The organism is Paenibacillus ihbetae, assembly GCF_002741055.1.
Classification (GTDB): Bacteria; Bacillota; Bacilli; order Paenibacillales; family Paenibacillaceae; genus Paenibacillus_AQ; species Paenibacillus_AQ ihbetae.
This window is the reverse complement of sequence record NZ_CP016809.1, coordinates 2455271-2479695: the sequence shown is the minus strand read 5'-3', so window position 1 is coordinate 2479695 and position 24425 is coordinate 2455271. Positions and strand designations below refer to the sequence as shown.

General features: G+C 50.1%; 22 protein-coding genes and 1 pseudogene. 16 read left to right on the top strand and 7 right to left on the bottom strand.

The features are described 5' to 3' along the window. Positions 1-69 precede the first annotated feature (69 nt). The 5 genes and pseudogenes from BBD41_RS11140 to BBD41_RS11120 all read right to left on the bottom strand — a co-directional run bounded on the left by BBD41_RS11140 (position 70) and on the right by BBD41_RS11120 (position 4574). Complete coding sequence (locus BBD41_RS11140) at positions 70-1062, bottom strand: hypothetical protein (protein WP_099477628.1); 993 nt, start codon at positions 1060-1062, stop codon at positions 70-72. A 32-nt stretch (positions 1063-1094) separates the two neighbouring features. Continuing rightward, on the bottom strand, positions 1095-2201 hold the full coding sequence (locus BBD41_RS11135; RefSeq protein ID WP_099477627.1) for a DUF4179 domain-containing protein: 1107 nt from the start codon (positions 2199-2201) through the stop codon (positions 1095-1097). Continuing rightward, positions 2191-2769, bottom strand: coding sequence for a sigma-70 family RNA polymerase sigma factor (locus BBD41_RS11130; RefSeq protein WP_077569887.1), 579 nt, complete (start codon positions 2767-2769; stop codon positions 2191-2193). Before BBD41_RS11130 ends, BBD41_RS11135 begins: the two co-directional genes overlap by 11 nt. Before the next feature lie 72 nt (positions 2770-2841). After that, positions 2842-4083, bottom strand: coding sequence for an anti-sigma factor (locus BBD41_RS11125; RefSeq protein ID WP_099477626.1), 1242 nt, complete (start codon positions 4081-4083; stop codon positions 2842-2844). After that, positions 4080-4574: pseudogene (locus BBD41_RS11120) on the bottom strand (sigma-70 family RNA polymerase sigma factor). The gene BBD41_RS11125 and the pseudogene BBD41_RS11120 overlap by 4 nt, the downstream one beginning before the upstream one ends. Before the next feature lie 923 nt (positions 4575-5497). Here BBD41_RS11120 and BBD41_RS11110 point away from each other — a divergent pair. From BBD41_RS11110 to BBD41_RS11090, 5 genes are all read left to right on the top strand, one after another. Further along, a complete protein-coding gene (locus tag BBD41_RS11110) occupies positions 5498-8290 on the top strand; it encodes an OmpL47-type beta-barrel domain-containing protein (RefSeq protein WP_099477624.1) in 2793 nt (930 codons plus the stop codon). A 165-nt stretch (positions 8291-8455) separates the two neighbouring features. Then, positions 8456-10714, top strand: a complete 2259-nt coding sequence (locus tag BBD41_RS11105) for a dockerin type I domain-containing protein (RefSeq protein WP_099477623.1) — start codon at positions 8456-8458, stop codon at positions 10712-10714. Positions 10715-10920: 206 nt separating this feature from the next. Next, a complete protein-coding gene (locus BBD41_RS11100) occupies positions 10921-11892 on the top strand; it encodes a hypothetical protein (protein ID WP_099477622.1) in 972 nt (323 codons plus the stop codon). A gap of 17 nt (positions 11893-11909) precedes the next feature. Beyond that, positions 11910-12365, top strand: coding sequence for a DUF6630 family protein (locus BBD41_RS11095; protein ID WP_099477621.1), 456 nt, complete (start codon positions 11910-11912; stop codon positions 12363-12365). A 92-nt stretch (positions 12366-12457) separates the two neighbouring features. Then, a complete protein-coding gene (locus tag BBD41_RS11090; protein ID WP_237087098.1) occupies positions 12458-12889 on the top strand; it encodes a toxin-antitoxin system YwqK family antitoxin in 432 nt (143 codons plus the stop codon). 179 nt (positions 12890-13068) lie between these two features. Here the strand turns inward: BBD41_RS11090 and nfi are convergent, their stop codons facing one another. Then, positions 13069-13746 carry a deoxyribonuclease V gene (nfi, locus tag BBD41_RS11085; protein WP_099477619.1) on the bottom strand — a complete coding sequence of 226 codons (678 nt, stop codon included), beginning with the start codon at positions 13744-13746 and terminating at the stop codon, positions 13069-13071. A 292-nt stretch (positions 13747-14038) separates the two neighbouring features. Between nfi and BBD41_RS11080 the strand changes: the two genes are divergently transcribed. Further along, positions 14039-14602, top strand: a complete 564-nt coding sequence (locus tag BBD41_RS11080) for an SMI1/KNR4 family protein (protein ID WP_099477618.1) — start codon at positions 14039-14041, stop codon at positions 14600-14602. Positions 14603-14639: 37 nt separating this feature from the next. Then, the gene (locus BBD41_RS11075; protein ID WP_099477617.1) at positions 14640-15614 is read left to right on the top strand and encodes a phosphotransferase enzyme family protein; all 975 of its coding nucleotides are present in this window, start codon (positions 14640-14642) and stop codon (positions 15612-15614) included. Positions 15615-15634: 20 nt separating this feature from the next. Here the strand turns inward: BBD41_RS11075 and BBD41_RS11070 are convergent, their stop codons facing one another. Continuing rightward, a complete protein-coding gene (locus BBD41_RS11070) occupies positions 15635-15913 on the bottom strand; it encodes a DUF4097 family beta strand repeat-containing protein (RefSeq protein WP_237087057.1) in 279 nt (92 codons plus the stop codon). Between the two features lie 42 nt (positions 15914-15955). On the opposite strand from BBD41_RS11070, the gene BBD41_RS11065 reads away from it, so the two are divergent. The 9 genes from BBD41_RS11065 (at position 15956) to BBD41_RS29785 (ending at position 24277) form a co-directional block, all read left to right on the top strand. Further along, positions 15956-16087, top strand: coding sequence for an ATP-binding protein (locus tag BBD41_RS11065; RefSeq protein WP_418304245.1), 132 nt, complete (start codon positions 15956-15958; stop codon positions 16085-16087). Between the two features lie 345 nt (positions 16088-16432). Continuing rightward, positions 16433-16930: a pyridoxamine 5'-phosphate oxidase family protein gene (locus BBD41_RS11060; protein WP_099477616.1), complete on the top strand. Its 498-nt coding sequence runs from the start codon at positions 16433-16435 to the stop codon at positions 16928-16930. Between the two features lie 162 nt (positions 16931-17092). After that, positions 17093-18019 carry a bifunctional helix-turn-helix transcriptional regulator/GNAT family N-acetyltransferase gene (locus tag BBD41_RS11055; RefSeq protein WP_077569874.1) on the top strand — a complete coding sequence of 309 codons (927 nt, stop codon included), beginning with the start codon at positions 17093-17095 and terminating at the stop codon, positions 18017-18019. Positions 18020-18106: 87 nt separating this feature from the next. Beyond that, positions 18107-19306 (top strand): acyl-CoA dehydrogenase family protein, encoded by a 1200-nt coding sequence (locus BBD41_RS11050; protein WP_099477615.1) that lies wholly within the window; start codon positions 18107-18109, stop codon positions 19304-19306. Positions 19307-19678: 372 nt separating this feature from the next. Continuing rightward, on the top strand, positions 19679-20347 hold the full coding sequence (locus BBD41_RS11045) for a hypothetical protein (RefSeq protein ID WP_099477614.1): 669 nt from the start codon (positions 19679-19681) through the stop codon (positions 20345-20347). 205 nt (positions 20348-20552) lie between these two features. Next, the gene (locus BBD41_RS11040; RefSeq protein ID WP_099477613.1) at positions 20553-21323 is read left to right on the top strand and encodes a hypothetical protein; all 771 of its coding nucleotides are present in this window, start codon (positions 20553-20555) and stop codon (positions 21321-21323) included. 183 nt (positions 21324-21506) lie between these two features. Then, positions 21507-22271: a MerR family transcriptional regulator gene (locus BBD41_RS11035; protein ID WP_099477612.1), complete on the top strand. Its 765-nt coding sequence runs from the start codon at positions 21507-21509 to the stop codon at positions 22269-22271. A gap of 274 nt (positions 22272-22545) precedes the next feature. Then, positions 22546-23958 carry an alanine/glycine:cation symporter family protein gene (locus BBD41_RS11030; protein WP_099477611.1) on the top strand — a complete coding sequence of 471 codons (1413 nt, stop codon included), beginning with the start codon at positions 22546-22548 and terminating at the stop codon, positions 23956-23958. Positions 23959-24109: 151 nt separating this feature from the next. Further along, on the top strand, positions 24110-24277 hold the full coding sequence (locus BBD41_RS29785; protein WP_157929289.1) for a hypothetical protein: 168 nt from the start codon (positions 24110-24112) through the stop codon (positions 24275-24277). The last annotated feature ends 148 nt before the right edge of the window (positions 24278-24425 follow it).

Sequence of the window (24425 nt, the reverse complement as noted above, 5' to 3'; positions counted from 1 at the left end):
TCAAGGCTCAAAACCTTACGATTACAAACAGCCAGTCGCCGGATGTTCGGCGACTGGCTGTTTCGTTAGTTATTTTAACTTGAGAGAATAGATTTGCCCTTTCGAGTTATAAATACCTTCTACGCTTTGTTTATTTTTCATAGTAAAATGGACGGTTCCCGGATGATCTTTATCCTTGGCAGCTTTGTACCCGGTCAAATCCAGATTCATGCTGCTCTTAGCCAACGGAATGGCAGCTTGAAGGAGCTTGTCCTCGCTCATATTCATTAGATTCTTGTACCCTTTGGTATATTCGGCTGCGGAATCCTGAAGACTTGATACTTCAAACATCGTAACTCCCTGTGACGCTTCGTCAATGTTTATAAAGATCGGCATATTAGGGGAAGTTCCCTGGAATGTCAGCTCGAGATGAGATTTGCCATTTTCGGTACCATAGGACGCCTTTGTCAGTTTGCCGAGGCTTATGCCTTGGAATCCTTTGATAGCATCGCTCGCTGCATCCCGTATGTCCTGAGATACCGATTCTACCGGTATGGTGGACATCACACGCTTCACTTTGCCGTCAAGCAGTGTAATGTAATGATTGTCTACGTGCGCAAACACTCCAACCTTGCCTGAATCGGCTTGCTTGCCGGAATAGTTGATAGTAAGGGTGGCTGATTCGGGCAGCGATGCCACCTCCAGATCCCTGAGCACCGATTGGATAGTCTCTTTGCTGGAGCTTTGCAGATCCGCCCATTTTTGTTCAAGCTGGATGGAGTCTATTTTATTGTTGGTAATGCTCACATAACTGTAGCGGGCACCCTTAATCGTAAGCGTCCAGCCGCTATCATTTCCAGTTTTCCAGCTTTCCACTTTGCTGAATGAATAGCTTTTACCGGTTGCATCTTTAAGCTTTTTCTGTGCCTCGGATATTAATTTGGGATCGATTTTTTTGAGGGTAGAGGCCGCGGCAGCAGAAGTATTCGCTTTGGCTGCGGCATGCGTAGTCAACAGCGGTGCGGAAGTCATTAAAAGGCCTGCAGCTGTCAGGATGGTCATTGCTTTTATCGATTTTTTCATGTTGGTCTCCTCCAGTAATTCGAAAATTTTTTTTAGTCTTTTCCCTCAATCGGTACAGTCAATTCCAGATCCCTGATGTATTCTTTCCTCCAGGCGTTAGGGGAGTCTCCATACACATAACGGAACGGTTTAATCGTGAATGACTGATGATCGGCAGGAAGGGGTTCGTACAGCATGTCCAAGCGACGGTAACCTTGTTTCACATCGTATGCGTAGAGGTCAATGATTTTTATCTCTGTGCCGTCTTGACCAACGACTTCAAAGTAAATGGTCCGTTCATCCGATGAAGTCTCTTCTAATACCAGTTCCATGCGAGTGGAGACTGGGGAACGCTCCATTTCTTCCAGCCTCCAGCTGATATCCCTCGATGATTTCTCCGCGTCCGGATATAAGATACGATTATCTGTATTTTGACGCATCGGAATTTGTAGGACGAACGGCTCCGGGATCATCTCGAGTCTAACCTCAAGCGTCAAATTAAACGTCTCCGGCAGCACAGGCCTGCGGGCAGCTTGGTCCGAAGGCGCTCCGGTAATCGTGACAATGGCGGATTCCGCATCGATGCCGGGGCCGATATCCCAAGTAATGCTTTCTTCTGTTCCATTGATGAAGGCCCTCATCACTTGAAAGGAACCCTTGCTTTTTAGTGATGAAGCTTCAGACTGGCTGCGAGCGAAAGGATCGAACAGGGAGGCGGGACGTCCTGCCTCGTCCAGTTGAAGCGCTATAGCTCCGCGCATGCCGTCGAACATAACCTGCGATGCCGTCAAAGTGTAGCCCTCATGGGTGTCATAGTAATCCGTCTCCGTGGCCAACCCTTTCTGCTCAGCTGCCTTTAATCCTAAATCGCCTGCTAGTTTAAACACATTATGCATCATTGGAATGCGGCTTAAGGTTTCGGCCATCACGGGGGAAATGAAGGCAGAGGAAACGATGACAATGACAATGAAAACAGCTGCCGTGCCGATCACAAAGGCATTCCGAATGATGCTGCGATTACGTGATTTTCGGGTTAACCGTTCTCTGTCGGAAATGCGCTCCTCGGTCGATTGTAATATGCTGTCATACAGATCCTGAGGGATATTCAGATGATCGGCCGCCTGATGCATGTGATCCTTCAAACGTTCTTCAATGGACAAAGCAATCACCTCCCTCTTCTAAATCCAGCTCTACAGAATGTTTGCGAAGCTCTTTCAAGGCTTGATGGTGCCTCGACTTCACGGTCCCGAGCGGAACCGCGAGCAGCTCGGAAATCTCGGTAAGGCTGTATTCGTGATAGTACCGGAGAACAACGACAATCCGAAGCTTGTAGGATAAATGATTTAGAAGCTCGAGCAACTCGCGGGTTGTCTCGTTCCATACAATGACCCGGTCCGTCCGTGGATGCTCGGGCTGGATTTCAAGCATTTTCTGGCGTTCGAACAGGCGAAATTTACGCCATTTTCTGCGCCTCCAGTCCTGAACCTGCCGGATCGCGATTCCGTGCAGCCAATTCCGAAAGGGACGATTGGGGTCATAATTGGGTAACGAGAGCCAAAGCTTAAAATAAATTTCATTCATGATATCCTCTATATCCTGCCGGCCGGATACAAGAAGAGCCACTGTTCGGTACACATTATCGACGGTTCGGTCATAAACATACCGGAATGCTTCCTTGTCCCCCTCCTTTAGTCGCTGCAGCCACGGCGTTAAGTCTGAACCTTGCAAGCTTGCTCCTCCTTTAATGTGACCTCACCTATATATTCGCTCCGAGTCGCCAAGAGGTTCGGTGAAAAATAATTACTCGTTCCAATTCCAAAGCCGTACTTCCCCGACACGCAGATCTTGCACCCAGGAAACCTCGCGCAGCGTCAGCAGCTCCTTGACAGGACCGGTAATGACGGCACCGTAGAGATGAATGCCATTCTCCTCTACGTAAGCCAATGAAGCGTCGACGTCAATGAACGGAGCCACCCGCTCGCTAATGAGTTTATACTCCTGCATAAGCCGCAGTGATTTGATGAAGTGTGCATTCCGCAGATCCCCGTCCCCGTAGGTGTCTAATGATGGATAATGTCCGCCGCTGGACACGATTTTGCCGAACCAGCCGCGCTTTTCTTCCTTATAAGAGGTTACTGTTAAATCATCATGATGCCAGACGGGGGATGCCGGAAAGCCGATAGGATCGGAAATCACATTGTCACTGCCGCCAAACCGGGCATCCGGTCCGGTATCCACGGCAAACCAGACGGGCTCCATGTTCCGTTTCTCGAATTGCTTCAGCAGCTCATCCGTAGTGAAGAAACGGTTAAACGATAAATATGCTTCGGCCACGGTGCCTTCGGGAAGCTTTTCGAGCCGGGACCAGTCACCGCTAGGGGGAGTTTCCTTTTCCTGTTCCTTTGGCTGCCCATTCGGATCATCATCTTGAGTTGCAGAAGAGGACTCCGAAGGGTCATCCGGCCGATAGAAAATCTGTGTTGAACCCGAACTGCGATCTTTCCAATCCACGTCAACGGACGGGAGCCCAAACAGGAAATTAACACTGTATTCGCCGATGATCACTCGTTCGCTCCCTACTTGCTTTTCCATATCTCCGTATATCTCTTGCATGAAATAGGTTTTGCCCTGGCTGTTCAGTGAAACGTTAATGTTAGGCATGGTGATCGAGATGGCCGAAGCAATGGCATCCCGATATTTATCATTTCGGCTCGGATCGCCGACACCGTAGAACAGTGCGGTACCGATCGAGCTAAGAAGGGTGATCACCAGGAATGCCGATATCACCGTCAACGTATTTGAGAGTCGGGCCTTCCATTTGGCCCTGCGAACAATTCGTTTTTCCTTCTTGGGTGAGAAATTGTTCTGAACGTCGGCCGGGCGCTTAGATCCAGCGTTGTCCGGTTCGTTATCCATCCATTCGTTTAAATAGGCCTGATATTCCTCCAGCTTCTCCATTTCCCGTTCGATTTCGTTTTTCTCCTCGTCAGTCAGCTTGCCGTCAGCATAATCTCTCAATCGTTGCTTGAAATCCTCGCTCATAACATTCCGTCCTTTCGTTTCATTTCCCGCAGCCGCTGCCTGGCTCGGAATAAGGTGATCTTGATATGGGATAAGGCGATGCCCATAATATCCGCAGCTTCCTAGTAGGTGAATTGGTGAACATCCACCAGGAGCACCGCCTGCCGCTGCTTCTCCGGAATAACGGCCAACATTCGTCCAATTTCCCGTTGGACTTCTTGCTGGAGCAGGGTGATCTCCGGCGTATCCCGGTCGACCATCCAAGCGAAAAAAACGGCATCCTTGACGATGCTGCGGCTTGCCTTGCGCTGATAATCCACGTAAGCGTTATGGGCAACGCGGAATAGCCATGGCTTGATTCGTTCATTCTTCCAATCCTCGAGGTACAGGTACGCCCGGTAAAAGGTTTCCTGCACCAGGTCTTCCGCCGTATGGTGATCATAAGAGAGGGAGTACAAGTAACGGTAAACGTCTTTGACGTAATATTGATAAATCGATTCCAGACTGTTCAGGTTCCTGCCCTCCTCTCTATGTAATTCACGTATAAGTGGCGCATAAAGTTACAGTTTTCGTCGCGAAAAAATGAAACAGGGCTTTGTTGCAATTCGAAAAGCTAAATATACCTGGAGAGCCGGTCTTCGAATATCTCCTTCACCACAGCTGCCCATAAATAAGCATTCAAAAATAAAAGCCCGCTCCCGGCGGGCTTTTATTAGCAGATGGCCATGATGCTTAAGGTGGGGAGCAGGCGGATACTCCGGGTTTAATCCGTTTCTTTTTTTCGATAATGATCCAGGCATAGCCCTGCAGCAAAGCAGAATACGAGAATGAAGCGAGCGCCGTAGGCTATGGTGAAAGGACTGCCGGGAGCTTCGTCCTGCATCATATGGATAGTCCAATCGAACGCATAACTGAGGCAGGAAAATAACAGGGCACATAACGACCCGATCAGTATGGATTTTACAAGAAGATGTTTCATCCGCATGGTTCCTCCTATTCAAACGTCGGGGGATGGATGGCTCGAAGCTTATCCGAGTCCCGCCCTCTTTGACTAGATCACAGCAGACCTCCGAGCGGCAGGTTTGATTATTTTTGCTAAATCCGTTCCTTAATTTCGTGACTGGAATATGAGGTAGCAGTTAAGCAATTTCTACTTCTTTTGAAATCTCCACAAGCGTTCCATCCTCTTGAATCAAGCGCAGTTTGGGGGGACGTCCGGAGCGCAGGGAAGAATTACAAATTCAATGAAAATGAGACATTTCTCGAACCGTTCGCTTGTTTTTATAATAACCAGCAAGAACGGAGCGAGGCTCTGTTTAAACTGTTCTAAGCCCAAATTCAATAAGAAAGGAGGCTAAAGAGGTAAGCTTGTAAACAAAGTGTACCTAAAAGCCGAGTGCGAGTCAGGAACGATATGAAGGAAAGGGGAACTTTAATGACTTTGGGAATCAAGCGATTGAAAAGACAGCTGCTTCTAATTACGGTCATGCTAGTAGGATTAGCGCTGCAGGGATCTCCTGCGCAAGCGAGTTCGCCAATTAACAAACAATTCGGTGAGCCGGTCTCCATGGGGGCTCCGATCCAGCAAATCGCGATTTTTGAAAGCGCTTATGGACAAGAGGACGGCCGGGACGTGATGTATACCACGGTCAACGGTAAGCCGGCGATGCTAAATGTCATCGATCTCGCAGACAATAAACTGCTTCGCACGTTCCCGCTTCCGGATGCAGACAGCTCTTGGGCAAAAGCCGTAGCCGAAGACGGAACGTTGTATATTGCAGGTCAATCCAAGGTTTACCGCTATTCCCCTCAAACGAAAGAGCTTGATGATCTTGGGGTCGCGATTCCGGGTGAAACTTCCATTTGGGGATTGATTACGGACGAGCAGGGAAATCTGTACGGCGGTACGTATCCAAACGCCAAAGTGTTTAAATTCGATCCTCGAACGGAGACGTTTACGGATTACGGCACGATGGTGGAGGGCCAAGGATATGTTCGTTCCATCGCTTATGCCGATGGCATCGTATATGCAGGAATCGGGACGGTTGGACATATCGTCAAGCTGAATCCGGTTACCGGCGAGAAGGAGGAGCTGCCGATTCGGGATATTCCGGGCGTTAGCAGTCTTCCGTTCGTATACGGTCTGGATGCAAGAGGTGATTATCTCTTCGCTTACTTAAACGGCAACGGAACAACCGCGTTGATTATATACGATATGGCACGGGGCGTGTGGCTGGATGAGGTTTACAACGGATACGGCGGCCTCGATGTATCGCCTGAACATGAAGGAAAAGTATATTTCGTTCAAAATCGGAAGGTCCAGGCTTTTGACATGACGACGCAGCAGGTAACGGATACGGGACTTGCCTACGGAACCGGCTTCCGCTCCAGCGGATGGGTTCGTTTTCCGAATGATCCGGAGCTTCCGGGGGAGACCTTGGTAACAATCCAATTCGGTGGGAAGGCGGCCTTGTTCAATTTTGAGTCGGGCATACAGAAGATGCTGCCTGCCGTCGCCGAAGGGCAGCCTACGCTGATCCAGGCTCTGGAGAAAGGGCCGGACGGCAAAATTTATACAAGCGGCATGACCTCCGCACTGGGAGGAGCATTCGATCCGATTACGCGCACCCATTCGACGTATCCGATGGGTCAAGCCGAAAGCATTGGCTCGCTCGGCAATGATCTGTACTTCGGCATATATCCGAAGGCGGAGATCCGCAAATTGGATACGACGAAGCCGATCCAGGCGGATCCGAGCAAGCCGAACCCGAATCCGGTATCCCTGTTCTACATGGGTGAAGATCAAGATCGCCCTTATGTCCAGACGTCCGGAGACGGCAAGGTATACTTCGGGACGATACCGTACTACGGGGAATTGGGCGGAGCCCTCGTTGCGTATGATCCGGCATTGAATACATTCGATGTACATCGCCAAGTCGTGCATAACCAGAGCATTGTGGGCTTGGCCTACAGGGACGGCAAGGTCTACGGTTCGACCAGCATCCGGGGAGGTCTCGGAATCGATCCGACCGAATCGGAAGCAAAGATGTTTGTATGGGATGCCGTAAGCGGGGTGAAGCTTAGCGAGTTTACGCCGGATATCCCGGGAGCGGTGAAGGCACCGATCATGATCAGCGGGCTGACCTTCGATCAAGACGGCCTCCTCTGGGCTGCCGCGGACGGCATACTGTTTGCGGTTGACCCCGAGACGCAGGAGGTCGTGAAGAGCAAGGTTATCTATCCGGGCGTCACGGATTACGGGATGTGGCGGCCGATCCATCTGAGATGGGGACAGGACGGTTTGCTCTACACCGATCTCTATGGCAAGCTGACGGTTCTGGATCCGGAGACGATGGAGCATGAGGCATTAGGGATTAATACGGCGCTCTTTACCCTAGGGAATGACGGAAACATATACTACGCGCAAGAAACACGGATGTACATGATCCCCGTTTCCGATGTTGGGGAAGAGGAGGATACCCAGCTTCCAACGACAGAGGCCACGGTCAGCCCGGAGCAGCCGGATGGACAGGAGGGGTGGCATGTCAGCCCTGTAACGGTAACGCTGTCGGCTTACGATGAAGGAAGCGGGATCGCTTCCACCGAATATTCGTGGGATGGCGGGCAAACCTGGATGTCCTATGCAGGTTCGCCTTTGCAAGTGAACGAGAGCGGACGCTATGAGCTCACCTATCGTTCCATCGACAAAGCCGGAAATGAAGAAGCGGCGAAATCGATCCAATGGCTGTTGGATCGCGAGGGGCCTATCATCGATTGGAAATCGGCGGTGCCTGAGGTGATCAGCAGCTCGGACGATCTTGAGATCGGCTTCGAGCTTCGGGATGAATGGTCAGGGGTTGCTTCGAACACCGCGTCGCTTACGCTGGACGGCGAGCCAATAAATTCGGATTCTTCCTCCCTTCCGTTGTTCCGTCTCCCGCTCGGCCAGCATACGCTGACGATCCGGGCAAGCGATGTGGCGGGAAATGAATCGGTGCATGATATTACGTTTACGATTGAAAACAGCTTCGAGAGTCTGGAGAAGCTGGTGCAACGCTTTGCGGAGCAGGGCTGGATCGATAATCACGGGATTGCGAACAGCCTGGCAACAAAGGCCGCTAAAGGCAGCGTTTCTGCATTCATTAATCAAGTCGAAGCGCAGGCAGGCAAGCATATTTCCACGGAAGCCGCAGCTTATTTGATTCAGGCGGCCTCGGCACTCCAATAAACGTATTTTAAGCTTCTTAAGGGCATCTGGAATGGACTTCGTAGACCAGATGCCCTTCCTTTTAAGGACTCATGAATTACAAGGGACCGGCGATCATCATGACACGCAGCAGTTTTTCTGTTTCCGACGATTTTATTATGCAGTGGAAGGAAGGTGCTGATTTTGATGAAGATGAGTGTAAAGATGGGACTTATGGTTATGCTTTCATGCGCTTGCGTGGCTTCCATTCACCTGGTTAACGTGACTTACGCCCAGGATTACGTTCAGGGCGGTGCCGTTCGCTTGGAGGATAAGGTATACGGGGAGCCGGAGCGTCTGGCGCAGCCGATTCGGGGGATCAGCATCTATGACGGCGCGGTTGGCGAACAGGACGGAAGAAAGGTGATGTTTACGACGGTTAAAGGTTCTCCCGCCCAGTTCAACGTGGTGGACATGACAACCAATACGGTGATCCATAAGACGATTATGCACGGAGGGGGCGGGGATGCTTGGCATCATGAAGTGACTCCGGACGGCAAGCATGTGTATGTAACCTCCCATAGAACATTGTGGATCTATTCGACGGAAACCCAGGAAATGAAGCTGGTGCATGACTTTGGTGAGGAGGGCCCGTGGTCCCTCGTAACCGACAGCCAAGGAAATGCATATATCGGCACATACCCGGGAGGAAAGGTGTTCAAGTACGATTTAGGAGCGGGGACCGTAACGAAGGATTATGGCAGAATGCTGGGCAACCAGGCTCAAGAATATGTCCGTTCGATTGCGCTGGATGAGGAAGGCGGGCATATTTACGCAGGGACCGCCCACGGCCAGATCATTCGGTTGGATTTGGAATCGGGAGCTAAAGTCAATATTGCCGAGCCGCTGATGAACAAACAAGAAACCGGCTTTGTCTACGATATGAACCTGGTGGATGACCGGTATATATTTGCAAGATATTCCGAGTCCAAAAATATGTACATTTATGACGTGAAAGCCTCTCGTTGGCTCGATGTCATATTGTCCAACGTAACGGGACTGCATGTAACCGACTCCTATCAAGACAAGGTGTACTTCGTGGCAGACAACACGCTGAAGTATTATAACCTGGCGACCGGCGAAATCGGAACCACCGGCATGAAGTATGGAAGCGGGCTCCGGGGAGCGGATTGGGTGGAGATTGCCAGCCATGACAATCCCGATTTGATCGGGATGAACCTTGTGACCATGCAGTTTGGAGGAGGGATTGTTTATTTCAACGTCACGCAGAACAAGCTGACGGCGACGCCTCCCGTCGTAGAGGGGACTCCCCTGAACATTCATGTCATTGAACAGGGCAAGGACAATCAATTGTTTATGAGTACGCTCGGTGCAGGTACAGGCGCTATTTACGATCCGGAGCAACAGCAAGTATCGCCGATCTCGCTCGGTCAGGCCGACAGCATGGTTTATCATGAGGATGCCATGTATATGGGGGTATATCCTAAGGCTAACGTTCACAAATATGATCAAAATAGGGAGCCGGGAAGCGGTAATCCCTCCCTGTTCCTCCAGATTGACCCGGAGGCTCATCAGGATCGCCTAATTGAAGCGACATCCGGAGGGGGACGCATTTATTTTGGCAGCGTATCCGCATACGGCGTGAACGGCGGTGCCGTGACGATTATTGATCCCAAGGCTTATGCCGAGAATAAGACCGGCGTTAAGGTGATCCGAAATGTAGTCCAAGATCAAAGCGTCGTCGGGCTGACGTATAAGGATGGGATTCTGTTCGGCTCAACCAATATCCATAACGGCCTCGGAAGCAACCCGACTGCTAATGAAGCTAAGCTGTTCACCATGGATGCCGTGACCGGACAGAAGCTCGACGAATGGTCCATTCAGCTTGAAGGTATTGATAAGCCTGAATTTATCGGTCGTTTAACGGTCGGACCACATGACGGACTTATTTGGGGAGCTGTTAACGGAACGATATTCGCGTTGGATCCGGCGACCAAGGAAATCGTTAAGCACAAGCAGGTTCACAGCGGTCCGTTCAACTACGGGGCATGGTCGTCCGTTCCTTTGAAGTGGGATGCCGACGGCATTCTGTATGCCCTCTTCGGCTCGAAACTGGTGGCAGTGGATCCGGTTACCATGGACTTCCGAACCGTAACAAATGCCTACGGCTTTACGATCGGCGATGACGGGTATCTGTATTATTCGGACGGCGAGGACCGTACGTTCTTATCGCGGATTCAGATTGGAACGCAGTCCGCAATGCCTGAAGACGTTGATGGCAGCGGGATCGTGGATCACCGGGATGTCAGACTGGTGGCCAGACATATCGGTAAAGAACCGGTGGGCGATTTGCGAAAGCTGGACGTGAACCGGGATGGTGTCATCAACGCGCTGGATGTCAGAAGCGTTACGGCGAAAATGAATGAGGAATCAAAGCAACCATAATTGATGGAGCGGCCGCCCGATTCGGGCGGCTGTTTATTAGGTTGGACTTCTTAAAAGGTAAGCAGGGCATGCACATCATTTCATGGAGTTATTTGGCCTGCTGCAAGGGTTTCGTACTATCCATCTCGAATATGAAATTCTAAAAGGTCTAAAATCTATGGAACTCTTTCTCTTATTCAGCTAGGTTCATTCATATGGAGGATGTAATGATAAACCCTAAAAAATTAGAAATGGCTTATAAAAGATATAGTAATAATTTTGTGGATGGGATCAAATTTGAAGATGTTAAAGATAAATATGATGCCAGCAAAAGCAAGATTGAGAAACTCGTAGAGCAAAATGACATCAAGAAAGATCACATCCTATTAATAAATCTAAATAAAATTTTCTCATATTACTTGTCACTATGGAAACAAGATGTATTGATCAGCGGTGAGAACAACCCAGAAGGATTAAAGAACATGCAAAAGGTCGTGTTTTATCAATGTATGGGGCAGGACCTTTATACAATCAGGTATCCGGAGATGATCTTGGGATATTCGTTTAGAGAAGTCGTCATTACCTTGGTACATTTCACTATGTATGGATGGGAGAAAGAAGAAAATATACTATATGATTTTGTAGTTCATCACTTCGGTGGACATTTAATATATGCCAATGAAGAGAACAGACATATTTGGTTTTTGCTTGAGCTGTACCTGCAGTATAGAAATAAAACCATCATGGGAACGAATAAACAATTGCATCTAGCCGTGAAAAATAGCTTTAAGGAAGCTGGACAGCGATGCGCATCCATCCCTGATGATCTAGACGTTTACGATGAAGTGCTTGAACGATGGTTCACAGGTGATTTGCAGGAAATAGAATCTCTGATTTCGACAATGTCCCTGTATCATTCTGCATTAGCTTCTGAAATTGGACAGCTGGGTGAGTTTGGTGACTTTCGGTATGGATTTTATCCATTTGAAATCCTATTCTTGCTCCATGTAAGAAGAAAACTGGGGTTGCCGGTTCCAACCCAGCCAGATGGATTGCTGATGAATAATCCGGAAGCGAAAATGGTGTTTGGAGACCCTGAGCCATACCCTAAATGGGACCCGGTGCTTCAAAAGATCGACCAATTCTATCGTGAAAACTATTCCGAATACATTCCTAACCGGCATGGGGAGCTATTTTAATAAAGGGGAGAAGAAGTATGCAGGATCAAGAGATAGCACAGCTCATATTCCCTGATAACAAGGATCTCGAACCGTTTTTGAGAGATGAAGGAAGTGATGACATCCATGAAGACCTATTAAAATTTGGACTAAAAACGAAACAATTTTTATACGTAGACTATAAAGGTGAGCAGGATCAAGAGATCGTCAATTTTATTATGGACTATGAATTTGCCCATCATGTTGAATTAGCAGCAAAAGAAGACCTTGAGCATTTAGAAGCGTATAACTATGAATTTTTACCTGATAAGATCAGGGAGGTTAACAAAATACTGTTACCAAAGGGGTATGGGCTATTTTCATATCCCACATCGGGCGATTTTTACGCACTATTCATTGCAAAATTAGAGAATATAACAACATTACTGCAAGAAGAATTGCTGCTTGATGAAAGAATCCCTTTTCAAGAAAGGTGTATCCAGTATTACAGGTAGCGCTATAGCGATTTATTAACTCAAAGTTTTGGTGGGGACTAATGGAGCTTGTTTTTTAAGGATAGAGATTAGGATGTGATTGTGTGGAAAAAATGAATTACAGTGATCTCTTTGTTGAGGACGATATACATACGGGTGAACATATCTTTTATTCTGACAAGAATAAAACAGTACCTTTTAATGGAACAGTAGTAGATTATAACAATGGGGTGCTTGTTTGGGAATTTGAGGTACATGATGGATTTAAAACCGGTATTGAGAGAATATACTATCCCACAGGTGAGTTGAAGGAAATAAATGAGACTGATCATAATACGACTAACGGCATAGCAAAAGAGTTTTATAGGAACGGTCAGTTAAGATCACAAAGTATTGTGATCAGAAATGTTCATATAAATACGATATTTTATGATGAAACAGGGAATATTGCGGAAATATGGGAAATAAGCGGGGAAGGTCCCAGCTATTATGTTGTTCGTGATCGATTAGCTGAGTACAGAAGCCGTTATAAGCTAGAACATTAAATGTAAGCAGAGCATTTTAGAAGAAAAGAGCCAACCCATTAAAAAATTTTAATCCGAGAGAATGGACACCGCCGAAGCAAGAGTCGTTTGGTACAACAAATCACGTATACTACACATCTCGGTTTACCCGTGAAAAGTAATACCATACATAACAAGGATGGGAACAATCCCATCCTTTGCTATTGGGTAAGCTTTAATCCCTTTCTGACGATCTGATCTGCTTGACGGGTGGTTTCCGGCAGGCGGAATGTGGGGGAGAGCTTTAAAATCCATTCGCATGCTGTCGCCAGGGAAATACGGTGGCCGATAGACACAAACACAGGCTTAACGCCGTCCTGGGTGCGCAATACATTCCCTATTACTTCATGTTGATCCATGAGCGGTGAATATGAGCCTCTCTGGATATCGGGTTCAACGTAACTTCCCGAGAGCTTTGTTTTTCCGCAGCCGATCGTTGGCATATCATAAAGAACCCCTAGATGGCAGGCCAGCCCGAAACGTCTCGGGTGTGCGAGCCCTTGACCGTCGCAAACGATTAACTGAGGCAAGATACTGATTTGCTCAAAAGCTTTCATGATCGGCGGAAGCTCCCGAAAGGAAAATAACCCCGGAATATACGGGAACGACACGCTCTCTTCAACCATAACGGTGTCAACGAGGGTTAAGGAGTCGGCCTCTAAAATCGCAACCGCAGCGATAAGCTTATCATTCTGCTCACTATAGGCGACGTCCACTCCTGCGACATAACGAACAGGCTCCAGCGCATCTTCCTTCATTACTTGCAAAGCCAATTGATGCTGTAACTCCATGGCTTCCTGCTCGTCTAAATCCCACCTGTGCGTAGTTTTTAATTCCATTACACGTGATCCTCCAATGGTTGATCGTAATATTTTATCAAATATCCTTATTCACATAAATACGCACCTGTTTGGTATTGACTGTGCAAGACGGTTGAGCGGGTATCTTGTGATCCAAGCAGGGATCCTTGTCATGCTATAATATGGAAGATCCGCTGATAGAATCAAGGATAGGGATCATGGAAGAAGGAACATGCGGTTTCGAACAAGAGACGAAGCAGGTTCTCTTCCCACTCCGTACAAACTAGCAGCGCTGAGCGGATTGTATTTTCTGCATAAGGAGATTTGGAACATGGACATACGCGACTATATCCAACGAGGCTTTGAGGCCTATTACGCAAAATACAGCCAGGTTACGGAGGACGGCTTCTGCAGGTGGATGCGCCCGCACGTTCCTGCAGAGATGAAGGCTACCGATACCGACGAGGAGTGGTCCATCTGGAAGCTGGTCCCTTCCGTTGTAAGTGAAGCTGATATTAGGGAACTGGAAGACGGGTACGGATTGACATTTCCCGAGTGGTATAAAGCATTTATCTCTACATATCATCATTACTTTGACGTCATCCCTGAGCAACCGGTGGACGAGCCGCTGGATAACGTCAGGGATATGTACAATCCCTTGTTGTGCCGGCTGGGCTATCTGCCTTTCACATGGGATTCCGAATACGGCAAGATATGGTGCATCGACGTAAATGAAGACGCTGGCGAAGGCTTCGGTGCCATCTATGAGATCGAGCATGAAATCTTATTTGATCTGGATGAGGAGCAAACGGACCGGACCGAGCTTAAACAATCGCTGGATTACCTATATCCGGACTTCAAGACGTATTTTGACCATACGTTCCTCAGAGGGTGATATAGTCAATAATTAGGAAGGGTAGGGAGAAGCCCAAATGCAACATGAACAGCTGCAGGATATTTTGATTCAATACGGCATCCGGGAACCGGAGATTACGTTTATCAGGCATAATGAGAATCGAACCTATAAAGTAAAAGGCCACGACGGAAGCCCATATCTGCTGCGCATTCATCAACCGGTCAAAGACGGGATGGCCGGTCTGCAGCATACCTATGACGGTCTGCTGGGTGAACTGCAGATGCTGGAGGCGATGTCAGACCGGGATCATCTTCTCGTCCAGAGGCCGCTGCGTAATCGAAAAGGTGACCTGATTACGATCATTGAGCTCGAGGGGAAGAGATGGAACAGCTCTGTGCTATCTTGGCTGGAGGGAAGGGATCTGCAGAAAGAAGACGTAAGCGACCCGATATTGGTCGAGAGGCTGGGGACTCGCATTGCAGAGCTGCACCAATTTTATAGCCAGTACGAGCAGGAGGGCTTGGACAAGCGTCCGAGTCAGGGGATTGGCTACAATCAATATATGATCGAGGTTATAAAGAAAGGGTTAGCGAGAGGAATATTCGCTTCCTCCGATGTTTCCCTTATTGAACAAACAGTATCGCTGGTAAATGCCCGGCTTGAAGCTGGCGGACAGCAAGATGCCTGGGGACTCATCCATGGCGATTTAAGCTTGGGGAACATCATCATGACCCCGGAAGGGGAGCTGGGTTTTATCGATTTTGGTTTTTTCGGGCCAGGGTATTATTACACGGATGTTGCTATGGGTGCCATGATGGTTCCATCGGAGCTTCGGGATCGTTTCTTGAAAGGCTATTATGGCAATGATTCTACGGGAACAGACGAACTCGTTCTGCTGGAAGGCTTCATGCTGCTGGCCATTATCGGATACTATGTCTTCCAGATGGAGAATGAATCCGTCCATGCATGGATGCGCGAGCGGATGCCGAAGCTGTGTGCCGAGTACTGTACACCTTATTTGTCGGGTGAACGTATATTTTATTCCGTTTAATTGCCCCCGCAGGAGCCCAACTATTTTACACTGATCGTTCCGTCCTGGCTGACTAGCTCTAAGGTATTCGATGCATCTCCAATCGTGCCCTCTGCGGATTGCTCCGTGCGCCGTGTTTCCTTAAAGCCGTCTAATCGGGCGCGGATATCCGATGAGCCGCTGTTCGCGGTAAGCTTTAATGATGCCGGGGGCGTTTTATAGGAGACAGCGATATCACCGGATTCTGTCTCAACGCGCAGCAGCCTTCCTTCTTCGGCCGCTTTGATCGATACTTCCCAATCATTTGAGGCTATTATCATCTCAGGGCGACGGACTCTTCCTCTGAGGGGACGGGGCTAGGAATGGCGATTGTCTACAAGCTGGTTCAGGCCCATAACGGTACCATTACAGTGGAGAGCGAGCTTTCGAAGGGGACAACGTTTGCGGTTCTGCTGCCGAAAAAGGGCTTGTCCTCTCCGGGCAGTGAGCATTAAGCGAATAATCATATGATCCGCCCGTCAAATCGTCCAGAGATTTGACGGGCTTTTTCATGGCATGGCTGATGGCTCCCTTGCGGTAAAACCGTATAGTTTCGCCGAAATAACGCATCCTACCCATATCTGCGCTTCTTGGGAAAACGAGGATAGGGCGAGGGCGGCTGCCCGGTTGCTGTTTGTTTAATGATTCGATTGCAGGTTTAAGAAACGTTTAATTACAAAGTTGAACTAAAGAATGTGGTAAAGAGGCAAGAGTGAGAAATGAGCGGCCGGAAGAACATTTCTCACGGCTGCCCTAACGCAAAGCATCGTTCAACTTAACTACATGAATGAGGTGATACCATGTCGAAGGATGCAGTAATCAACCAAGAAGCGGTCGAGACTGTTAAGGATATTATCAAAGACGTTGAAACCGCCATGCTGTCGACCATATCGGAGGGCGGCATCAATTCCCGGCCGATGCAGACGCAGGATATCGAATTTGACGGAGACCTGTGGTTCTTGACCAAGAAGGATACGAGCAAATACAAGGAAATCATGGAGAATCCGAACGTGAACGTCGCCTATGTCGGCAAGTCGTATGTGTCCATTCGCGGCACCGCGGAAATCGTGGATGATCTGAACAGGAAGAAAGAGCTTTGGAATAAGATGTACGAAAAATTTCTGGATACGACCTACGATGATCCGAACATCATCTTGATCAAAATCCGGACCGAGACGGCCGAATACTGGGAAACGGGAGACCGAATGAAGACCGTAAAAGCGTTCTTCCGGAAAATGACCGGCCAGCGCCAGGAAGAGGATTCCGAATTGAATAAAACCGTCGACCTACACAAGTAGGCAAGGTGATTGCAGCGGGTCACCATGGGAAAAGCACGGAACTTACGGATTCCGTGCTTTTTGTCGTTTATTTAGTTGACTATGTCAAATTATTAATTGACTTAGTCAAATTAAAATGTTAATTTTTTGCTATCCGAATAAGAAGAAAGGGGCTTACTGAACATGACAGATGCTACCATCATTCAGACGATCCGGCGCTTTAACCGTTTTTATACGAATGTGCTCGGACTTCTCGATCAACATTTGTTGAACAGCGATTTTTCTCTCTCCGAGGCGAGGGTGCTGTACGAAATTCAGAATACGGAGCATTGCACGGCCAAAATGCTGATCGACAAGCTGAGCATTGACGCCGGTTATTTAAGCCGCATTTTAAAGCGATTCGATAAGCTCGGGCTGACCTACCGCGTTCAATCCGATAAAGACGGCAGGTCCTACTACCATTACTTGTCCGATCAAGGCCGTGAGATGCTGCACAAGCTTGATGCGTTATCCGACGAGCAGATCCGCCGGTTGATTGAGGGACTGCCGGAGCACAGAAAGGGCCTGATTGCCAAGAGCATGACGGCCATTGAAAGCTCCCTCTCCGGCGAAGAGGATCGCGGCCCGGGCGTGGTCATCCGCACCGAGCTGCGCCCGGGGGACGTTGGCGTCCTGATCCACCTCCACGGGTGGCTGTACGCGGAGGAATGCGGTTATAACCATGGATTTGAGGGGTATGTTTGCAAGACCTTTCATGAATTCTTCCAACGTTATGACCGGGAGAAGGACCGCTTCTGGCTGGCGGAGGCAGACGGCCACATCGTCGGCGCTATCGCCATTGTCGGGCATACGCCGGACAAAGCGCAGCTCAGATGGTTCATCCTGCACCCCGATTTCAGAGGAAGGGGACTCGGCAAGACGTTATTGAACGAAGCCGTCAAGTTTTGCCGGGAAAAGGGCTATCGGAACGTGTTCCTGGAAACGACCGAGGATCAGAAAAATGCGATTCGGATGTACGAGAACGTCGGCTTCCGCAAGACCGGCGAGCGTCCGAACGAAGCTTGGGGCGTGAGCCATGTCGAGCAGGTCTTCGAGCTTCACTTGCCATAGCCTCCCTTCATTGACACCCCAAATCCGGGTTGCTACAATTTCTATATTGCTACCGGAATACACGGTATTGAAAAGGAGGGGGCGAGCTTGAACCGATCTTATGCCGCAGATCCATTCATACGGAATGAACGCGAGGCGAACATCGCGGAGCGGGCCGACCGGCTGGCCGCCATATTCGCAGAGAGAGCTCCCAAGCATGATCGGGAAGGATCGTTTCCGTACGAGAACTTTGAAGATCTCAAGGCGTCAGGCTATTTAAAATTAACCGTTCCCAAGCGATTTGGCGGAGAGGAGGCCTCCGTCTATGAAATGGTGCTGGCCCAGGAACGGCTGGCGCGCGGAGACGGCTCCACCGCACTGGCTGTCGGCTGGCATATCAGCCTCCTGCTTAAGCAGCGTCTGACCCGGGCTTGGCCCGAGGCATTGTTTGAGAGTCTGTGCGAGTCGATTGTCAAGGAAGGCATCGTGATCAATGAGCTGGCCAGCGAGCCGGCTACCGGAAGCCCGAGCCGGGGAGGGCGGCCGGAGACGACGGCGGTAAAGGTCGATGGAGGCTGGAGCATCACGGGGCGCAAAACCTTCAGCACGTTAAGCCCGATTCTGAAGGTGTTTGTCGTTACAGCGGGAATCGAAGGCAGCGACCGTAAGGGGGCGTTTCTCGTTCGGAGCGGTCCCGGCGTGATGGTAGAGGAGACATGGGATACGATGGGCATGCGTGCGACAGGAAGTCATGACGTCGTCCTGAAGGATGTATTCGTACCGGATTCGGAAGTGATTCGGGACGAGAATTACGAGACGCCGTCCTCTCCCATACCGACCGAAGGAATCTTGCTTCATATTCCGGCTTGTTATCTGGGGATCGCTTATGCGGCCCGGAATTTTGCGATAGATTTTGCGGCGCGGTACCGGCCCAATTCGCTGACGGTTCCGATTGCGGAGCTGCCGCATATCCAAAGGCAGATTGCTCTGATCGAGGCCGATTTGATTACGGCCAGGACGTATCTGTATCAGGTGGCCGACCGCTGGGACCGGGAGCCGGACAACCGGACCTCACTTAAGGCGGAGCTGGGGCTGGCTAAATATACGGCGACCAATGCGGCTGTCCGTATTGTGGATCAGGCGATGCGGATCGTCGGCGGAAGCAGCTTGTCCCGGAAGCTCCCGCTCGAACGGATGTACCGGGACGTGCGGGCAGGGCTTCATAATCCGCCGATGGACGATATGGTTCTGACGAATCTGGCCAAGCAGGCGATTCACGAGCGGGAGGAACGGCCGGATCAAGGATGATCCGGCCGACAATGGTCTTCTGAAGCCTATGGCGAAGCACATTTGGCACCACCGTACGAAGCTCCGGAGCGCGGCGCTTGGCGTGACATAACGCTATATAACCCTGAGGCCGAACGTGATACGACATTAGGATAAGATACAGCGCTAGAGGGGGATATCTCCTTCGGGCGCTTTTTTTGTAATGACATGCATGAGGGTATTGTTTGGGCATTATGATTGATAAAGCCGTTATTTCTCAGAGCCCGATTTCCGCTCAACCGATAAGGAACCCGAGGATGCGGTTAACGGGCCGGATTACAGGGTATAAATGGTAACGGATTTCGATAGGCTGAAGCGAAAAGATAAATGGACGGGAAGGGAGCTGACACAAGGATGGATGCTGTGCTCTACTTGATATTGGCCGCTCTGTATATGGCGCTGTTCGTGTATGGTCTGGTGCTGTTCAAGCGGGATCCATCGCCCGGGCTGCGTTACCTTCTGCTCGTGGTGACGGCGGGGCTGATTTGGGACAACGGGGTTATCGGACTTGGCAGGTGGATCGGAGAAGGGAGGCTGCTTGAGCAGCTGAATCTATCGCGCTACTGGTTGCATGCTTTGGCAACGCCTTTATTGGCGCTGGTATCATTCGATCTGATCCGGCGGTCGGGAAGCGCCTGGGCCCGGAAGCCGAGGGCCGCTTGGTGGGCTTGGCTCGTGACCGTCCTTCTCATCGTGCTGGAGATTGTCACGGTAACGCTAGATCTGTCGCTTGCCCCTTCGCATCAATACGGTGCGCTTCGATACGTATCCACCGAATCGCCCGGCCCCCCGCTGATGGTCATGATCATCCTTGTGCCGCTGCTGCTAGCAGGCGTGACCGTATGGCGTAGAGAACGGTCGCCCCTTCTATTTATCGGCACCATATTGATGGCGGCCGGATGCGCCGTTCCAATCCCGGTGGAAAGCTCTGCCGTAACGAACGTGTTCGAATTGCTATTGCTTCTTACCTTGTGGCTGACGGTTCGCAAAGTCATGAATGCTCGCACATGGTCCTTTCGTTAGGCTGGCAGATCCTGATCCCGCGGGATCAGGCTCTTTGCAATAGAGATCGGCTCCGTGATATGGAGATGGCGTACCCCATTGCTGCATTCAGCAAACCTTCAGCTTAGCCTAAGCCAGGCATAAGGCTGCTCTAAGCCCTGTTTCAGCTTCGCCCTCTATACTTCGGATTGTAAGCAAATCTAATCACCCAAAAGGAGAGATTGCAATGAATCCGATAAGCAAAAAAGTGCTGGTAAGCAGTGTGGCGGCAGTTCTAGTATTGGGAGGAGCGGGATACCTGCAAAGCAAGGTTTTCGCCGCAGCAAGCACGGATGCAGCGGCTTCCGCAGCAGATACTGGACAGGCAGGCACAAACGCCGGGACGGACACGGATGCCTTGAAGAGCAGCGATGGGAAGCGTTTAGGAATTCGGGGCGGCGGTCCGTTTGGCGGCCATCTGATTACAGAGGCGGCTGAGGTGCTTGGCATGACGGAAAGCAATATCCGGACAGCGCTCGAGGCTGGCAGTACACTAGCAGAAATTGCTGAAAATAACGGCATGTCCACATCCGATTTCGTACAGAAGCTGGTCGCGCTGGAATCCGCGAAGCTGGATGAGCGTGTAAGCGAGGACGGCATATCGGACACAAAGGCGGCGGAGCTGAAGGAAGGGCTGAACGAACGATTGACGCAAGCGGTTGAGGGGAGCGCGCAAGAGCTTCTGATGAAGGGGCATGGCAAAGGTGGCCGCGGTTTTGGAAAGTTCGGCAAGCCTGAGGAAATCGCAGCATTGCTCGGGATGACGGAGGACGAATTGAAGGCGGGCCTCGAGGGCGGACAATCGCTGGCCGAGCTGGCGGCCGCTAAAGGCATGACGGAGGAAGAGCTGCTTCAGAAGCTGAAGGAGCAATTGACGGAGCCTTTAAAGCAGTGGATCCATGAGAAGAGCACGGATTCGGATCCATCCGGAGCTTCGAAGGCGGATTCGAAAAGTTGAGTCGGCCGAGTAGTTAGGATGATTTAAGAAATGTACAAGCCGGGGGGACCGGATATACTGGAGACTGCAGGGGCGATGGGTCCCGCAGTCTTCTTTTTATGAATCGGGCGAATGTTTTGCAATGAGTCTGTTGACCTTAACGTTACGTTAAGGTGTAAGTTTAAGATGTCAGGAGGTGAAACCATGGAATATACCGTACAGAAGCTTGGACGGCTGGCTGGAATCAGCAACCGGACGCTTCGATATTATGATGAGATTGGCATTCTGAAGCCGGCCAGAATCAGCTCGTCAGGATATCGAATATACGGGGAGGAGGAAGTGAACCGGCTGCAGCAGATTTTGTTCTACCGGGAGCTTGGGCTTCAGCTGGAAGACATTAACACGATCATGGCCTCGCCGTCCTTTGACCGGGTCCGGGCGCTGAAGGAGCACCATGTGCAGCTTCTTGACAAGAGACGGCAGCTCGATCTGCTGATTGCGAATGTGGAGAAGTCGATTGCCTCCACTGAAGGGAGAATGACCATGAGCGATCAAGAGAAATTCGAAGGCTTTAAGCAGAAGATGATTGACGACAATGAGAACCAATACGGCAAGGAAATCCGTGAAAAATATGGTGACGAAACGGTAGACCGGTCCAACGCGAAATTGAAGGGCATGACGCAGGAGCAGTACGAGGAATTGACCCGTCTGGCTGACGATCTGTATGCAACGCTTGCCGAAGCGTTCACGCAGGGGGATCCGGCCGGGGAGCTGGCACAGCGTGCGGCGGATTTGCATAAGCAGTGGCTCACGTATTATTGGAGCGATTACAGCAAGGAGGCCCATGCGGGGCTTGCCCAGATGTATGTGGATGATGAGCGGTTTACGGCACATTATGATGCGAAGCAGCCGGGAACGGCGGCGTTTCTGCGCGACGCGATATTGATTTACACCGGCATGAAATCTTAAGGACCCATCGCCATGACACGAGGCTGATGTCATCAGCTTCAAGAGAAGCTCCCCTCTGCTTGCGGTTAACCCGCGGTTGAGGGGCTTTTTGTTATGTCCGGATATGCAGTCCCATAGGCTCCCATTCCCCGGATCCCCCGGCCCCCAAAGGTCCGGTCAATTTCCACAATCTGTTCCTTGTCACCCCCAGGCTAAAAATGGTTAGATGATCTTTGGACTATTTTTCACAAATCCTGCACCATCGGTGTTTATCTCATATATAACGGGGGGAATTATGGAGCTGTTTATTCAACATGCGGTGGACATCATCAATGATTTTCTGTGGTCCAAGCTGCTCATTGTGCTGCTTATTGCCGGGGGGCTGTATTTCACGTTCGGCACCAAGTTTTTGCAGTTCCGTTTGCTGGGTGAAATGCTCCGGGTAATCCGGGAATCCAAACCGAAAGCCAAAGGAAGCATCTCTCCCTTCCAAGCATTTGCCATCAGCATGGCGGCGCGGGTCGGAACCGGAAATATTACGGGGGTAGCGATCGCGATATCGCTTGGAGGGCCGGGCGCCGTGTTCTGGATGTGGATCATCGCCATTATCGGAGCGGCTTCCAGCTTTATTGAAAGCACTTTGGCGCAGATTTATAAGGTAAGGGACGGCGCAGGGGGCTTCCGCGGCGGTCCGGCGTACTACATTCAGCAAGGCCTGAAGAAGCGCTGGATGGGCGCATTGTTTGCCGTGCTGATCACATTATCCTTCGGACTGGTGTTCAATGCCGTTCAGTCGAATACGATCACGATCGCCTTTGAAAATTCATTCGGCTCGAGCCGTTTAACGGTGGGCCTTGTGATGGCTGCCATCTTCGCCGTTATTATTTTTGGCGGTGTGAAGAGAATTGCGAAAATGTCGGAGCTGATCGTCGTCGTGCTGGCCGTTCTGTATGTCGGTGCCGCACTGTATATCATTCTGGCCAACATTACGAAGCTGCCGGAGGTGCTCACATTGATTGTAAAAGGCGCGCTGGGATATGAGCAGATTGCCGGCGGAACCCTCGGTGCCGCCCTAATGAACGGCATCAAGAGAGGATTGTTCTCCAATGAAGCGGGGATGGGGAGCGCCCCGAACGCTGCCGCAACCGCAACGACGAGCCATCCTGCGAAGCAGGGACTCGTGCAATCACTTGGCGTGCTGATCGATACGCTTGTTATTTGCACAAGCACGGCATTCATCATTTTGTTTACCGGCGCATACCAACAGACCGGACTGGATGGCGTTGCACTGACGCAGGCGGCACTCGAGATGGAGATGGGGGCATGGGCGTCGGATTTTCTGGCGATCATGATTTTCCTGTTTGCGTTCAGCACGCTTCTGGGCAATTATTATTATGGCGAAACCAATATCGAATTTTTGAAATCGAATCGGGCCTGGATATGGCTTTATCGTGCCTGTGTGCTGGCCATGGTGATCTTTGGCTCCGTCACCAGCGTCAAGCTGGTGTGGGATCTTGCCGATTTGTTCATGGGACTCATGGCTATTGTGAACCTGATTGCGATAACGCTGCTTTCCAAGGTGGCTTTTGCCGCCTTGAAGGATTACTTGAAGCAGCGGCGGGAAGGGCTGGACCCGGTCTTTACCAAAGCGAGCATCAAGGGATTGGAAGATGTGGAGTGCTGGGATGGACAGCCCGGTTCGCCCTGAACGGATGTACTCATTTATATAAATACAGGATTAAATCGTTACGGTTTGCAGCGGGAAGCTGCAGCCGTAGCGATTTTTTTATGTTTTTTTGTAACATTAAGCGAGTATTCCCGTTGTCTATATGAGAAGAAGGAGGGAGGTCTAGCGCTTTATGAGCGATCATAGGGGAACCGACGGGGAAGAGCAGATGCTCTTTGTTGACGAGCAAGGACAGTCAAAGCCCGGAAAACGGATCGAGGGAATTCCGGCTGGGCCGCATCGAGGTATGGAACTGGGATTAACGAGCAACGGCAATATGAAGAAGAAGATAGCATGTTAATAAGAGAATCGAAGGGTCTGCCGCAAGAGCGTCTAATAGGACAGCGACAGCCCCTTTTTTCTGTCCCAGCATTCAGCGGAAGCATGAATCAGGAACTATTATGTCTTTGATATTACTTTGACACACATAGTAATGTGTGTTATATTAA

Excerpts from the sequence above, each read along its gene's own strand:
- BBD41_RS11140 (WP_099477628.1), bottom strand. The coding sequence starts at position 1,062 with ATGAAAAAATCGATAAAAGCAATGACCATCCTGACAGCTGCAGGCCTT.
- BBD41_RS11125 (WP_099477626.1), bottom strand. The coding sequence starts at position 4,083 with ATGAGCGAGGATTTCAAGCAACGATTGAGAGATTATGCTGACGGCAAG.
- BBD41_RS11110 (WP_099477624.1), top strand. The coding sequence starts at position 5,498 with ATGACTTTGGGAATCAAGCGATTGAAAAGACAGCTGCTTCTAATTACG.
- BBD41_RS11105 (WP_099477623.1), top strand. The coding sequence starts at position 8,456 with ATGAAGATGAGTGTAAAGATGGGACTTATGGTTATGCTTTCATGCGCT.
- BBD41_RS11100 (WP_099477622.1), top strand. The coding sequence starts at position 10,921 with ATGATAAACCCTAAAAAATTAGAAATGGCTTATAAAAGATATAGTAAT.
- BBD41_RS11095 (WP_099477621.1), top strand. The coding sequence starts at position 11,910 with ATGCAGGATCAAGAGATAGCACAGCTCATATTCCCTGATAACAAGGAT.
- BBD41_RS11090 (WP_237087098.1), top strand. The coding sequence starts at position 12,458 with ATGAATTACAGTGATCTCTTTGTTGAGGACGATATACATACGGGTGAA.
- nfi (WP_099477619.1), bottom strand. The coding sequence starts at position 13,746 with ATGGAATTAAAAACTACGCACAGGTGGGATTTAGACGAGCAGGAAGCC.
- BBD41_RS11080 (WP_099477618.1), top strand. The coding sequence starts at position 14,039 with ATGGACATACGCGACTATATCCAACGAGGCTTTGAGGCCTATTACGCA.
- BBD41_RS11075 (WP_099477617.1), top strand. The coding sequence starts at position 14,640 with ATGCAACATGAACAGCTGCAGGATATTTTGATTCAATACGGCATCCGG.
- BBD41_RS11070 (WP_237087057.1), bottom strand. The coding sequence starts at position 15,913 with ATGATAATAGCCTCAAATGATTGGGAAGTATCGATCAAAGCGGCCGAA.
- BBD41_RS11065 (WP_418304245.1), top strand. The coding sequence starts at position 15,956 with ATGGCGATTGTCTACAAGCTGGTTCAGGCCCATAACGGTACCATTACA.
- BBD41_RS11060 (WP_099477616.1), top strand. The coding sequence starts at position 16,433 with ATGTCGAAGGATGCAGTAATCAACCAAGAAGCGGTCGAGACTGTTAAG.
- BBD41_RS11055 (WP_077569874.1), top strand. The coding sequence starts at position 17,093 with ATGACAGATGCTACCATCATTCAGACGATCCGGCGCTTTAACCGTTTT.
- BBD41_RS11045 (WP_099477614.1), top strand. The coding sequence starts at position 19,679 with ATGGATGCTGTGCTCTACTTGATATTGGCCGCTCTGTATATGGCGCTG.
- BBD41_RS11040 (WP_099477613.1), top strand. The coding sequence starts at position 20,553 with ATGAATCCGATAAGCAAAAAAGTGCTGGTAAGCAGTGTGGCGGCAGTT.
- BBD41_RS11035 (WP_099477612.1), top strand. The coding sequence starts at position 21,507 with ATGGAATATACCGTACAGAAGCTTGGACGGCTGGCTGGAATCAGCAAC.
- BBD41_RS11030 (WP_099477611.1), top strand. The coding sequence starts at position 22,546 with ATGGAGCTGTTTATTCAACATGCGGTGGACATCATCAATGATTTTCTG.
- BBD41_RS29785 (WP_157929289.1), top strand. The coding sequence starts at position 24,110 with ATGAGCGATCATAGGGGAACCGACGGGGAAGAGCAGATGCTCTTTGTT.